Below are 12,411 nucleotides of genomic sequence, written 5' to 3' on the forward strand. Positions count from 1 at the left end.
AGTATTCACTGGTACCGGCAGCGCTAGTGCCGTTTCTCGGTGCGGCGCTGCAAGTAGCCTGGAGCCACTGGTTGTTGAGTACGCCGAACCTGGCACTTAGCCCCGGTGACCGCCTCAGCCAGTGCCCGGCCTGTGGCTCGCCGGCCATGGCCGGGGTGATCCGTCATCGCGGCAAACACAACGGCTTGCGTTATCTGGTCTGTTCGCTGTGTGCCTGCGAGTGGCATGTGGTGCGGGTCAAATGCGTGTATTGCGAGCAGAGCAAGGGCCTGGAATACCTCAGCCTTGAAGATGATCGCCATGCCGCCAATCAGGCGCCGTTGCGCGCCGAAGTCTGCCCCGGTTGTAACAGCTATCTGAAGTTGCTCTATCTGGAGAACGATGCGGATGCCGAAGCACTGTCGGCAGACCTGTCCAGTCTGATGCTCGACATGCGCCTGACCCAGGACGGTTATCAGCGCCTGGCACCGAATCTGTTGCTGGCTCCGGGAGACGAATAGCCGCAGCGTCTACACTTTGGCGCGACGGTCATTCGTTTTCAGGAGCGCCAGATGTCTGCACGCGGTGCCAGTCAACCCCTGCGCCTGCCCTCCATCGACAGTTTGTTGCGTCACCCGGCGTGCCAGCCGTTGGCCGAGCGCTATGGGCGCGACGCCTTGCTGGCTGCCTTGCGGCAATTGCTTGATGAACTGCGCGAAGGGCTGCAGAAGGGTGTGCTCGAGCCTGTAGAAGTCAGCGCCGAAGTGCTGGCGGGCAGGGTCGGCGAACGATTGGCAACCCAGCATCGCAGCCATGTACGTCGAGTGTTCAACCTCACCGGCACGGTCTTGCACACCAACCTCGGGCGGGCGCTGTTGCCCGAAGAAGCGATTGAGGCGGTGCAAAAGGCTGCCCGCTACCCGCTCAACCTCGAATTCGACTTGCGCAGCGGCAAGCGCGGAGATCGCGACGACCTGATCGAAGGCTTGATTCGCGAACTGACCGGCGCCGAAGCGGTGACCGTGGTCAACAACAATGCCGCTGCTGTATTGCTGACCCTCAACAGCCTGGGCGCGCGCAAGGAAGGCATTATTTCCCGGGGCGAACTGATTGAAATCGGTGGTGCCTTTCGCATTCCCGACATCATGGCCCGTGCCGGGGTGAAGCTCCTTGAGGTCGGCACCACCAACCGCACCCATGCCCGTGACTACGAGGCCGCCATCGGCCCGCGCAGTGGTTTGATCATGCGGGTGCACGCGAGCAACTACAGCATTCAAGGCTTCACCACGAGTGTGGCGACGGCTGAACTGGCGCAAATTGCCCACCGACATGGACTGCCATTGCTTGAAGACCTCGGCAGCGGCAGTCTGCTGGACTTGACCCGCTGGGGTTTGCCCGCCGAACCGACAGTACGTCAGGCGCTGCTGGATGGCGCGGACATCGTCACCTTCAGTGGCGACAAACTGCTCGGCGGGCCGCAAGCCGGGTTGATTGTCGGCCGGAAGGAACTGGTCGCCAGGATCAAGAAAAACCCGCTCAAGCGTGCGCTGCGGGTCGACAAAATGACCCTGGCTGCCCTGGAAGCGGTGTTGGGTTTGTACCGCAACCCGGACCGACTGGCCGAGCGCCTGCCCAGCCTGCGCCTGTTGACCCGGCCACAGGCCGATATTCTCGCCCAGGCTGAGCGTTTGCGGCCGTCGCTGGTCCAGGTGTTGGGTGACGGCTGGAGCGTCAGTGCCATGCCGGCACTGGGCATGATCGGCAGCGGCAGCCAACCGGTGGCGCGGCTGGCCAGCGCAGCGCTGTGTTTGCGCCCGTTGACCTCCAAGCGCTTGCGCGGGCGCTCTCTGTTGACGCTGGAAGAAGCCTTTCGCGCCTTGCCGATTGCCGTACTCGGGCGCATTGACGACGACGCCCTGTGGCTGGACCTGCGGCAACTGGACGACGAACCGGCCTGGTTGGCGCAACTCGATCAATTGCAGGTGGAGGGCCGGGCAGGGTGATTGTCGGCACCGCAGGGCACATCGACCATGGCAAAACCGCGCTGCTCCAGGCACTGACCGGCCAGGCCGGCGACCGGCGCCGGGAAGAGCGTGAGCGCGGCATGACCATCGACCTCGGCTATCTGTATGCCGCGCTGGAGCCGGGGGCGCAGCTGACCGGTTTCATCGACGTTCCCGGGCATGAGCGCTTCACCCACAACATGCTTGCAGGGGCGCAGGGCATCGATCTGGTGTTGCTGGTAGTGGCCGCCGATGACGGGGTGATGCCGCAGACCCGGGAGCACCTGGCGATTGTCCAGTTGCTGGGCATCCCCCGGGCATTGGTGGCGATCAGTAAGTGCGACCGCGTCGACAGCGCCAGGGTGCAGATCGTGCATGAGCAGATCCGTACCTTGCTGGCTCCCGGACCGTATGCCGATGCACCGCTGATAGCGCTGTCGAGCGTGACCGGCGAGGGTATCGAAACCCTGCGCCAGGCTCTGCTCGAAGCACAACGGGAGGTGTTGCAACGCAGCACCGAAGGTGGTTTTCGCCTGGCGATCGACCGGGCCTTCAGCGTTGCCGGGGCAGGCATCGTCGTGACCGGCACGGCACTGTCCGGTCAGGTCGCGGTGGGCGATACCCTGCTGTTGGGGCCACAAGGCAAACCGGTGCGCATTCGCGGCCTGCACGCGCAAAACCAGACCGCCGACAGCGCCTTTGCCGGCCAGCGTGTGGCGTTGAACCTGAGTGCCGAGCGGCTGGCCCTGGAGCAGATCCATCGCGGCCACTGGTTGCTGGCCGAGGGCTTGTACGCGCCCACTCAACGCCTGGACATCGACATGCAGTTGCTTGCCGGTGAACCCAGGGCCTTCGAGCACTTTCAACCGGTGCATGTGCACCTAGGCACCCAGGACGTCACCGGGCGAGTCGCCTTGCTGGAAGGCACAAGCCTGGCGCCCGGTGGGCGGATGTTTGCGCAACTGCTGCTCAATACAGCGGTGCATGCGGTGAAGGGCGATCCGTTGATCCTGCGCGACCAGAGTGCCCAACGCACTCTTGGCGGCGGTCGGGTGCTCGATCCGTTTGCACCCACTCGGCAACGCCGCAGCCCCGAACGTTTGGCGCAACTGGACGCGCTGGCCAACCGTGCAACGCTGGAGGATGTTTTGCCGGCATTGCTGGCCCATAGCGACACCGGACTCGACCCGCAGCGCCTGGAGCGTCAGTTCAACTGTCCGCGCAATTCCTGGATGCTGCCGGATGACGTGCGCCTGATCGATACCCGTCAAGGCCCGTTGCTGTTCAGTGCCAGTCGTTGGGAAGCCTTGAAAGCGCCTTTAGTGGAACAACTCGCGCGTTTCCATCAAATCGAACCGGATCAAATGGGCCCGGACCGGGATCGTCTGCGCCGATTTGCCGGCAGCACTCTGGAACGCCCGACGTTTATCAGCCTGCTCGATGAATTGCTGGCCAGCGGCGCTATCGTCAGCAGCGGACCGTGGTTGCACCTGCCTGAACATCAGGTGCGCTTGAGTGAAGAAGACGAAGCCTTGTGGCAATGCTTGCAGCCGTTGTTCGAACAAGCCGGTTTCGACCCGCCCTGGGTGCGCAACCTGGGGCAAGACGAGGCAACCGTTCGCGCATTGCTACGCAAAATGGCCCGGCTGGGCCTGCTCCATCAAGTGGTCAACGATCTGTTTTACACCGACGGCATGATCCGTCGATTGGCGGCTATGCTTGTGCAACTGGCGGATGCCGACCCGGTGATTCAGGTGGCGGCGTTCCGCGATGCTATCGGTTTGGGGCGCAAGCGCAGCATTCAGATACTGGAGTACTTCGATCGCATCGGCCTGACACGACGCTTCGGTGATCGTCGGCAGATTCGTGCGGACAGTGCGTTGGCCCGGCGCACAGAGCACTGATTCAGGTGCGTGATTCAGGGGCATGAGTTCAAGGAAGGCAATCGCGCCCGGTGGCGCGGCCGGGCTTCAAACCCGGTTGGGGACGGCATCCGTTCCCGGGCAGGTTCGACTCCGGCTGCCTTCCGCCACATTCCGTTCAGAACGGCCCGAAGTTCAACGGGTACTGGATGACCACGTAAACCCGGTCGATGTCATCGCCGGCCTGGGCCGCGTTCGCCCGGTGCGATACATGGGACAGTTGCAGCGACAAGCCCTTGGCCGCACCGGACTGCACGACGTAGTGCAGGTCGATGTCTCGCTCCCAGTGTTTGCCTCCATCGCCTTGTTGCGGCACGAAGGTGCCGGACGCCGCGTCGAACGGGTTGTAGGCGCCGCCTTGCGGTGCATGGGTGCCGTCGATCTGGTCTCCGGTGACGTAACGGGTCATGAATTTGAGCCCGGGAATCCCGTAGGGCGCCAGGTCCAGGTCGTAGCGTGCCTGCCACGAACGTTCATGGGCACCGTTGAAGTCGGCGTACTTGATCGAGTTGGCCAGATAGATGGAATCGCCACCGACGAAATCGAATGGCGTATCACCGTCGATCTTCTGATAGGCCACGGTGAAACCATGGGCGCCCAGCGTGTATCGGCCGGACAGGCTGTACGCGGTGTTGTCGATGGCACCGGCCAATGCCTGGCCGGTGTCCCGGGTGTGATAGAGGTTGGCGTCAAGGAACACATCGGATTGCTTGAAATGCAGATTGCCGTAGTACTGATACCAGGTGTCTGTCAGCTCCGAGGCATACAGAGCGCCGCCGACCGGGCTCCGGGTAAACAGATCGGCGCCGACAAACGAAATGCCACCGGCCTCGGTGTTGGCGCCATAGCCGAAAAAGTTGCCCTTGCCTGAAGCACTGTCCTGATTCTTGAATGCCGTGAAGTGCCCGGCTTGCAGGTTCATGCCGTCGATCTCACGGCTGTCGAGCAGAAAACCAGTGGCGTACTCCGGTTGCAGGCGTTTGTCCGCGGTGTCGAATACCGGGGTTTCGACCTCCATCTCGCCATACGCCAGGGTGGTCTTCGATGCCTTGAGCTTGATCGCGCCGCCACCGCTGGAGTAGTCGCTTTCGCTGCGGCCGTCACTGCCCACTGGCAGTAGTCCGGTCCCGGAATGTCCCTTGCCGCCATCGAGTTTCAATCCGAGGAATGCATGGGCATCAAGGCCAAAACCAATGGTGCCCGGTGTGAAACCGGATTCAAAAGTGCTGATAAAGCCTTGAGCCCATTCGGCTTTGTAGCTTTTTCCAGTCGACGAAGGGGATCGATAGTCGCTGTTCAGATAAAAGTTTCGGCTGAGTACGCCAAGCGTCGCGCCGTTCAGGAAACCTTGCGCGTCTTGCGACGACTCATCGGCCAGTGCGTGGGTGGCCAACAGATAGAGGCACAGGGCAAGGGCCGCCCTGAAGTCTTGCGGGGAAAGGGTCATCAATGGTTCACCACAGGGGCAGCGACTGCGGGTGATGATTCACTGTAGGAGCGAGCTTGCTCGCGATGGTCTCGAGAGCGCCGCGTTTACCCAGTAAACAGGCGTTATCGTTAACGACCATCGCGAGCAAGCTCGCTCCTACAGGAGTTCGCCCGCAGTCGCTTGTTTTTCTTAGTGGCCTTCCGAGGCACCAAACATGGTCTTGGCGTAGATCAGGCCCAGACCGTAGGCGCCGCCGTTGGCAATCGAGGTTTTCACGGTTTCGTTGTAAGTTTCGCTGCGAGCCCAGTCACGTTGCAGTTCCAGCAGGTATTGCAGCGAGGTCATCGGCCGGGCGCCGATCTGAATCATGCGCTGCATGGCCATTTCATGGGCCTCGGTGCTGACGTCGCCGCAGGCGTCGGCAATCACATACACCTCGAAACCCTGATCAATCGCCGACAACGCCGGGCCAACGATGCAAACGGAGGTCCACAGACCGGCGAGGACAATCTTCTGCTTGCCGATGGCATTGACCTCCACGGCAATGCGCTCGTCTTCCCAGGTGTTCATGCTGGTGCGATCGATCACATTGTGTTCCGGGAACACGGCTTTGATTTCGTCGAAGATCGGCCCGGAAAAACTCTTCTCGGCGACGGTGGTGAGAATCGTCGAGACCTTGAAACCACGCGCCGCTTTGGCCACCAGTGCGGCGTTGTTGCGCAGGGTGACGGCATCGATCGACTTGGTCGCGAAGGACATCTGCGACTGGTGATCGATCATGATCAGGGTGTGGTCGGTCGGGGTCAGCAGGGTTTTACCGGGAACTGCTTTTGCAATGGCCATGACATTGTCCTTATGGGGGGGAGTGAGGAAGTCATGGTTACGTAGATCGTGCCGGGAATATTGAATCGGTGTGCTGTCTTTGACTCATTCTGATCAAACGGCGCAAACCCTGTGGGAGCAAGCTTGCTCCCACAGGGTTTTGTGTGCGCCATTCACGGCATCCCATGGCGCTATTGTGCGGATGTCAGATCGACTTCAAAGGTGATCGGCATCAATCACCGCTTTGGCAAACGCCTGCGGAGCTTCCTGCGGCAGATTGTGGCCGATGCCGCCGTTGATCAGCCGGAACTCGTATTTGCCGGTGAAGCGCTTGGCATAATCTTCGGGGGCCGGGTGCGGTGCACCGTTGGCATCGCCTTCAAGGGTAATGGTTGGCACGCTGATGGACGGTGCCGTGGCCAGTTTCCGCTCCAGCGCTTCGTATCGGCTCTCGCCCTGGACCAGGCCCAGGCGCCAGCGGTAGTTGTACACGGTGATGTCGACATGGTCCGGGTTATCCAGTGCCCTGGCGCTGCGTTCAAAGGTGGCGTCATCGAACGCCCATTTCGGCGAAGCCAGTTGCCAGATCAGCTTGGCGAAGTCGTGGGTGTTTCTCTCGTAACCGGCGCGGCCGCGGTCAGTGGCGAAGTAGAACTGATACCACCACTGCAATTCCGCCTTGGGTGGCAGCGGGTTCTTGCCGGCTGCCTGGTTGCCGATCAGATAACCGCTGACCGAGACCAGTGCCTTGACCCGCTCCGGCCAGAGCGCCGAGACAATATCGGCCGAACGCGCACCCCAGTCGTAGCCACCGAGTACCGCTTGTTTGATTTTCAGGGCATCCATGAAGTCGATGACATCACTGGCCAGCGCAGCCGGCTGGCCGTTGCGCTCGGTTTCTACGGACAGGAAACGCGTATCGCCATAGCCGCGGGCATAGGGCATCAGTACCCGATAGCCCTTGGCGGCCAACAAAGGCGCGACCTCGTCATAACTGTGAATGTCGTACGGCCAGCCGTGCAGCAGGATCACCACCGGCCCGTTGGCCGGGCCAGTTTCGGCGTACGCTACGTCCAGCAGTCCGGCGTTGACATGCTTGAGCGGGCCGAACGGCAAGGGCACCACCTGCCTGGTTCCGGCAGGGGTCGCCGCTGGCTGCGTGGTGGCGGCCGTTTGCGCGTGGGCTGCGCCGAGAACGCCGAACAGCGTAAGCGCGAGGATCGAAGGGCCGACCAGGTGGCGGCGAGTCTTGCCGGTTTTGCAGTTGCTCAGTGCCTTCTTCATGGGATGCCTCCATTACTAGCCATGGGTCAGGGGTTCTGCTTGAGCCCCTTCAAACCTTGCTTGCATTGAAGCGTGGCAACGTATCTGGTCTGTGTCGAATCGCAGGGCCGGATGAAAGTCAGTGTATCGCGTTGTCGAATTGACACACTGTGATACATAGACGTTTAGCCTGAGCCTCTTTTCAACTCGATCGAGACACATAACCCGCTTTTGTCCGTTTCGTCCGAAAAACTCAAGCGCACCCGAGCCCCCGTACGCTCGGCGATGGCCTTGACGATGGACAACCCCAGCCCGGAGCCTGCTTCTTCGGTTCCGATGCTGCGATAGAACGGGTCGAACACCCGCATCTGTTCGTCGGCAGTAATACCAGGGCCGGAATCCTTGACCTGAAGGATCACGCTGTCCTGCACCAGCTCCACCGACAGGTCGACGCGTCCGCCGCAAGGGGTGTAGCGGATCGCGTTGTCCACCAGATTCTTGACCAGGATCAGCAGGTCCATTTCGCTGATGACGACCTGCACGTCTTCGGTACTTTCAACACCGATATCGATGTTCTTGCTCTCCGCCAGTGGCAACAGGTCCTCCAGCACCCGTCGATAGACCTCATGCACCGAAACCGTGGTCGGCGGTCGCTCGGTGTTCGATTGGGCGGCGGCCAGGGCCAGCAACTGATCGATCAGTTTTCTGCTGCGCTCTATGCCTTGCGACAGCGGTAGCAGGCGCTCGACGGCTTGCGTCGGCATTGGCGTGGCTTTCAGTCGCTCGGCTTGCAGGGACAGGGCTGTCATGGGCGAACGCAGTTCGTGGGCGGCGTCGGCGATGAAGCGCCGCTGGGTTTCCATGGACTGCGCAACCCGCGCCAGCAAGCGATTGATGGCCACAACGAAAGGGCGGATCTCGGTTGGCAGATGGTTCTCGTCGATAGGGTGCAGGGCCTGTTTGTCGCGACGGTCTATGTCATCGGAGAGGGTGGCAATCGGGCGAAACAGCTTGTGCACCAGATCGCTCACCACCAGCAACAGCACCGGAAACAGAATGAGAAACGGCAACAGGCTGCGCCAGGCGCTCTCGCGTGCCTCTTTGTCGCGGACACCGGTTTCCTGGGCGACGACGATGCGCTCGCCCCGGGCGGTAGTCCTGACCAGCGTACGAAAGTCTTCGCCGGCGATACTCACGGTCGACAAACCATCGGCCAGCGTAGTGGGGAAGGGCAGCGGGATGACGCTGTCGTCGTTGCTGCCGAGTGCTTTGCTGCTGTCGGCCAGGTACTGCACGATGACCCTGGATTCTTCGTCGTCCCCCGGGATTTTCTCGACCACGGGATAGTGCAGTGTCATCTGCTGCCGATCGAACAGCACCGCCACCTGACGCAAGGTTTCGTCCTGCATTTCGTGGGCTTCGTCGAGGGCGGAGGCGAACGCAAACATCCCGGCCAGCGCCGCCACAAGCAGGATGGCCAGCGATAGCGCAACCGACAGCCGTACCTGGACCGAGTCGCTCAAGCGCTTTTTGAAACCATCCATCCCATACCCCTGACGTTCTTGATGACCTGGTTGCCCAACTTGCGGCGCAGCGAATGAATCAGAAACTCCACGGCGTTGCTTTCCACTTCGTTGCCCCAACCGTAAAGGCGGTCTTCGAGTTCGCTGCGAGAGAGGATCGCCCCTGGGCGGATCAACAGGGCCTGTAACAGGGCGAACTCGCGGCTGGACAGTTGCACGTCGGGGTTTTCGGCAGTGCTCGCCTGTTTCGACACCAGGTCCAGCGCCACCACGCCGTTGTCCAGCAGTGACTGGGCGCTACCGCCTTTGCGGCGCAGCACGGCGCGCATACGGGCCAGCAGTTCGGCCATCTCGAAAGGCTTGAGCAAGTAGTCGTCGGCGCCACCGTCGAGGCCACGCAGGCGATCATCGAGGCTGTCCCGTGCGGTAATGATCAGCAAAGGCACCGGGTTGTTGCGGCCGCGAATGCTGTCGAGGACATCGAGCCCGCCCTTGCCAGGCAGCCCGAGGTCCAGTAGCACCAGGTCATAGGGTTGGGTCTCCAGCGCCGAGAGTGCGGTAAGGCCGTTTTTCACCCAATCGGTCGCGTAGCTCGCATCACTCAGTGCGCCCTGGATGGCGTCCCCGATCATCGGGTCATCTTCGACCAGCAATATGCGCATGTCCCGCTCCGAAAAAAACAGGCGCGGCGGTCATGACCGTCGCGCCTGTATTGAAGCACCTGTACCGGCGTTTGTCCGCCCGGTTATTACGCGCCTTTCATCGAATCGAAGGCCTTCATGAGCTCGTCCATGCGAGCCTTGCAATCGTTCTGTTGCGGATTGCTGGCGCGCAATGCGTCGAGCGCGCGGTCAATGGCCTTGTCCACTACATGCCAGTCGCTGGCAGCGCGCGGTTTGATCCCGGCTTCGGCGGAGTCCCAGGCGCTCTCCAGGTCCTTGATGCGGGCTTTCGCACCCGGCAGGTCGTTTTTATCGACGATCGTGGCAACGTCGGCGGCGATGGTGCGGAACTCGGACAGGTCACCCAGTTTTGAACCGGACCGGGTTTGTTCACTCATCGCACCTGAAGTGTTGCCCGCGTTTGGCTTGTCGGCGGGTTTCGAGCAGCCGGCGGCGATACCGAGCAGGAAAATCGACGAGACAATGGCGACGTGGCGAATGATGTGTTGAAAAGGGCGCATGACGATTCCTTGATGGGCTATTAAGCGTTACTGAGTGACGAGTTTGCGGTTGCCGACGCTGATTTGCGCGACCGCAACCAGCAGGACGATGACGCACAGGAAGATCGCGCTGGTCCAGGTAGCGCCCATACCGAGGCCACCGTAGGTCTTGGACTGGGTCAGCAAGTCGCCAAGAGAAGCACCGAACGGACGGGTCAGGATGTAGGCAATCCAGAAGGCCAGTACCACATTGGCACCCAAGCGCCAGGCCACCAGGGTCGCAGCGAGCAGCGTGGCGAAAATCACGGCGCCGAGGGTGAAACCCAGTCCCAGTGCTTCGGTGGCCAGGTCGCCGGCTGCCGTACCGAGGGCAAAGGTGCAGAGTACGGTCGTCCAGTAGAACCATTCCCGGCGTGGGGTGACAATCTCGCGGATCGACAGGTTGTGTTCCACCCGGTACCAGACGAGGAAATTGAGTGCCAGCAAGACTGAAAACACGGCGGTGCTGGTGTACAGGCTGACGTCGAGCACGTCGGTCAGGATATCGGTGAGCTGCGTCCCGACGATGCTCACCAGCACCACGGTCAGCCAGTAGATCCAGGGCGAGCAGGCGGTTTTGCGCATCTGTATGAACAGCGCAATGGCCAGCAATGCCGCCATGCCGAGGCTGGTCCAGCCCAGGCCGAGGCCGGCATCGACAGCGAGGAAGTCCGCGCCGGTTTCACCCACGGTCGTGGACAAGATCTTGATCACCCAGAATGACAGCGTCACCTCGGGTACTTTGTTGAGCCATCCGGCTGTAGCGGGTTTCATGGGAGGTGCCTCTCCTGTGCAGCGCAGGAATTGCGCAAGGGAGACGATACGGATCGAAACTTAGCTGAGACTGAGGGGAGGGAAATCCTCCGGTTTGCTGCCACGGACTTCGAGGTTCGAGTTGACTTCAGACGAACAAAACCTGCTTTATCACGAAGCATTTCAAGCAATGGAGCAGGGCGTCCGGCAAAGGTAAAAACCAACTCATCTAAAGCACTATTTAGTCGTGTTATGTCGCTAACTACTGCAAAAATACCGAAAACGCGACGGTAAAGCAGTATTGTATGGAGTGAGGTGAAAGTGACTCAAAATGCCATAGAAACTGCGCAACTGATCAAATCGCTAGAGCTGGAACCCCATGTCGAAGGTGGTTACTTTCGCAGAACCTACCAATCTGACGGCCAGACCATGGTCACGACTCCCGGTGGTCAACGGCATTGCATGACGTCGATTTTCTATCTGCTGACCCAGGATTCATCGATAGGTCATTTCCATCTCAACCAGTCCGACATCGTGCATTACTACCATCTGGGCGATCCGATTCAGTACACGCTGATTTTCCCAGACCGCACATTGAAAACCATCGTAATGGGCAAAGACATTCTCGCTGGACAGTGTTTGCAACTGCACGTACCGGGAGGAATCTGGAAAGCTTCGCAACTTATGCAAGGCCCGGCAGGATTCGGCTTGATCAGCGAGGCAGTTTCACCAGGATTTGATTTTGCGGATATGGAAATGGGCGACCGACAAAAGCTCGGCCAGCAATTTCCTGAGCATTGGGTGCCAATAGAAAAGCTGGCGCGAGGATGAAGTGGTTGAGTGCTTCAAGATCTGTGCGTGTCTGTCGAGATAGGCTTAGCTTGCGCGATCTTCGATTTCATTACCCAGCACTGCTCATCGATCGATTCACCTCTCTGGTAAAAGGCGAAGTACTGTGGCGGGCTGGGTGACATTGCCTACAGGGCGCGGCGTGGTAGCAACCCACCCATGCCGCGGCTTGATGGAACAGCTTTCCCTGAGCGGTCAGTAGGGTGAGGCGCCACTTGCAGGGGGGGCCGATAAAGCGCCGAGACCGAAGTCGTTGGCCAATCCGCGGGTCGCCCGTGCCAGCAGCGTCAGATCGAGCCCTACTGCGACGAAGGTGGCCCCCAGTTCGAGGTAGTGCCGTGCGAGTTTGGCATCGCCTGTCAGAGTGCCAGCGGCTTTGCCACTGGCAACGATGGTGCGTATGGCTTTCTCGATCGCCTGCTGCACTTCAGGGTGCTCAGGATGCCCACGATGCCCCATTGAGGCGGCCAGATCAGCCGGCCCAATGAAAATGCCGTGCACGCCTTCGACGGCGCAAATGGCTTCAAGGTTCTCGAGTGCAACCCTGGATTCAACCTGCACCAACAAGCAGACATCATCGTTGGCCGTCTCCAGGTAGTCCGTGTAGCCTCCCCAGCGCGAGGCACGAGCCGCCGCTGCACCCACGCCTCTTGTGCCTTGCGGCGGG

The 12,411-nt window shown here is 60.7% G+C and carries 12 protein-coding genes and 1 tRNA gene; 5 read left to right on the forward strand and 8 right to left on the reverse strand.

Going from position 1 to position 12,411, the window contains the following annotated elements; genetic code table 11:
• The 4 genes from fdhE to PMI29_RS0130335 all read left to right on the forward strand — a co-directional run.
• Window positions 1-500: formate dehydrogenase accessory protein FdhE (gene fdhE, locus PMI29_RS08980; protein ID WP_008000874.1), on the forward strand; the 500-nt coding region annotated here is incomplete at its 5' end.
• A 51-nt stretch (window positions 501-551) separates the two neighbouring features.
• The gene (gene selA, locus PMI29_RS08975; RefSeq protein WP_008000876.1) at window positions 552-1,982 is read left to right on the forward strand and encodes an L-seryl-tRNA(Sec) selenium transferase; all 1,431 of its coding nucleotides are present in this window, start codon (window positions 552-554) and stop codon (window positions 1,980-1,982) included.
• On the forward strand, window positions 1,979-3,886 hold the full coding sequence (selB, locus tag PMI29_RS08970) for a selenocysteine-specific translation elongation factor (RefSeq protein ID WP_008000877.1): 1,908 nt from the start codon (window positions 1,979-1,981) through the stop codon (window positions 3,884-3,886). The genes selA and selB overlap by 4 nt, the downstream gene beginning before the upstream one ends.
• Before the next feature lie 32 nt (window positions 3,887-3,918).
• Window positions 3,919-4,014, forward strand: a tRNA-Sec gene (locus tag PMI29_RS0130335).
• 8 nt (window positions 4,015-4,022) lie between these two features.
• Here PMI29_RS0130335 and PMI29_RS08965 read toward each other — a convergent pair.
• The 7 genes from PMI29_RS08965 to PMI29_RS08935 form a co-directional block, all read right to left on the reverse strand.
• Window positions 4,023-5,351 carry an OprD family porin gene (locus tag PMI29_RS08965; RefSeq protein WP_008000878.1) on the reverse strand — a complete coding sequence of 443 codons (1,329 nt, stop codon included), beginning with the start codon at window positions 5,349-5,351 and terminating at the stop codon, window positions 4,023-4,025.
• Window positions 5,352-5,522: 171 nt separating this feature from the next.
• Window positions 5,523-6,176 carry a hydrolase gene (locus tag PMI29_RS08960; protein WP_008000879.1) on the reverse strand — a complete coding sequence of 218 codons (654 nt, stop codon included), beginning with the start codon at window positions 6,174-6,176 and terminating at the stop codon, window positions 5,523-5,525.
• A 195-nt stretch (window positions 6,177-6,371) separates the two neighbouring features.
• The gene (locus PMI29_RS08955; RefSeq protein WP_008000885.1) at window positions 6,372-7,439 is read right to left on the reverse strand and encodes an alpha/beta fold hydrolase; all 1,068 of its coding nucleotides are present in this window, start codon (window positions 7,437-7,439) and stop codon (window positions 6,372-6,374) included.
• Between the two features lie 164 nt (window positions 7,440-7,603).
• A complete protein-coding gene (locus tag PMI29_RS08950) occupies window positions 7,604-8,962 on the reverse strand; it encodes an ATP-binding protein (protein WP_008000887.1) in 1,359 nt (452 codons plus the stop codon).
• Window positions 8,938-9,603: a response regulator gene (locus PMI29_RS08945; protein ID WP_008000888.1), complete on the reverse strand. Its 666-nt coding sequence runs from the start codon at window positions 9,601-9,603 to the stop codon at window positions 8,938-8,940. The genes PMI29_RS08950 and PMI29_RS08945 overlap by 25 nt, the downstream gene beginning before the upstream one ends.
• Before the next feature lie 86 nt (window positions 9,604-9,689).
• Window positions 9,690-10,124 (reverse strand): hypothetical protein, encoded by a 435-nt coding sequence (locus PMI29_RS08940; protein WP_008000889.1) that lies wholly within the window; start codon window positions 10,122-10,124, stop codon window positions 9,690-9,692.
• Window positions 10,125-10,151: 27 nt separating this feature from the next.
• The gene (locus PMI29_RS08935; RefSeq protein WP_008000890.1) at window positions 10,152-10,916 is read right to left on the reverse strand and encodes a COG4705 family protein; all 765 of its coding nucleotides are present in this window, start codon (window positions 10,914-10,916) and stop codon (window positions 10,152-10,154) included.
• A gap of 300 nt (window positions 10,917-11,216) precedes the next feature.
• Between PMI29_RS08935 and PMI29_RS08930 the strand changes: the two genes are divergently transcribed.
• On the forward strand, window positions 11,217-11,726 hold the full coding sequence (locus PMI29_RS08930; RefSeq protein WP_008000891.1) for a cupin domain-containing protein: 510 nt from the start codon (window positions 11,217-11,219) through the stop codon (window positions 11,724-11,726).
• Between the two features lie 213 nt (window positions 11,727-11,939).
• On the opposite strand, the gene PMI29_RS08925 is transcribed toward PMI29_RS08930, so the two are convergent.
• Window positions 11,940-12,411, reverse strand: a 472-nt coding sequence (locus PMI29_RS08925) for an aldolase/citrate lyase family protein (RefSeq protein ID WP_008000892.1), incomplete at its 5' end; no start/stop codon positions are given.

The organism is Pseudomonas sp. GM49, assembly GCF_000282355.1.
Lineage (GTDB): Bacteria > Pseudomonadota > Gammaproteobacteria > Pseudomonadales > Pseudomonadaceae > Aquipseudomonas.

Bases quoted from the DNA above. Each gene is read 5' to 3' on its own strand.
- selA (WP_008000876.1), top strand. From the start codon at position 552: ATGTCTGCACGCGGTGCCAGTCAACCCCTGCGCCTGCCCTCCATCGAC.
- PMI29_RS08965 (WP_008000878.1), bottom strand. From the start codon at position 5,351: ATGACCCTTTCCCCGCAAGACTTCAGGGCGGCCCTTGCCCTGTGCCTC.
- PMI29_RS08960 (WP_008000879.1), bottom strand. From the start codon at position 6,176: ATGGCCATTGCAAAAGCAGTTCCCGGTAAAACCCTGCTGACCCCGACC.
- PMI29_RS08955 (WP_008000885.1), bottom strand. From the start codon at position 7,439: ATGAAGAAGGCACTGAGCAACTGCAAAACCGGCAAGACTCGCCGCCAC.
- PMI29_RS08950 (WP_008000887.1), bottom strand. From the start codon at position 8,962: ATGGATGGTTTCAAAAAGCGCTTGAGCGACTCGGTCCAGGTACGGCTG.
- PMI29_RS08945 (WP_008000888.1), bottom strand. From the start codon at position 9,603: ATGCGCATATTGCTGGTCGAAGATGACCCGATGATCGGGGACGCCATC.
- PMI29_RS08940 (WP_008000889.1), bottom strand. From the start codon at position 10,124: ATGCGCCCTTTTCAACACATCATTCGCCACGTCGCCATTGTCTCGTCG.
- PMI29_RS08935 (WP_008000890.1), bottom strand. From the start codon at position 10,916: ATGAAACCCGCTACAGCCGGATGGCTCAACAAAGTACCCGAGGTGACG.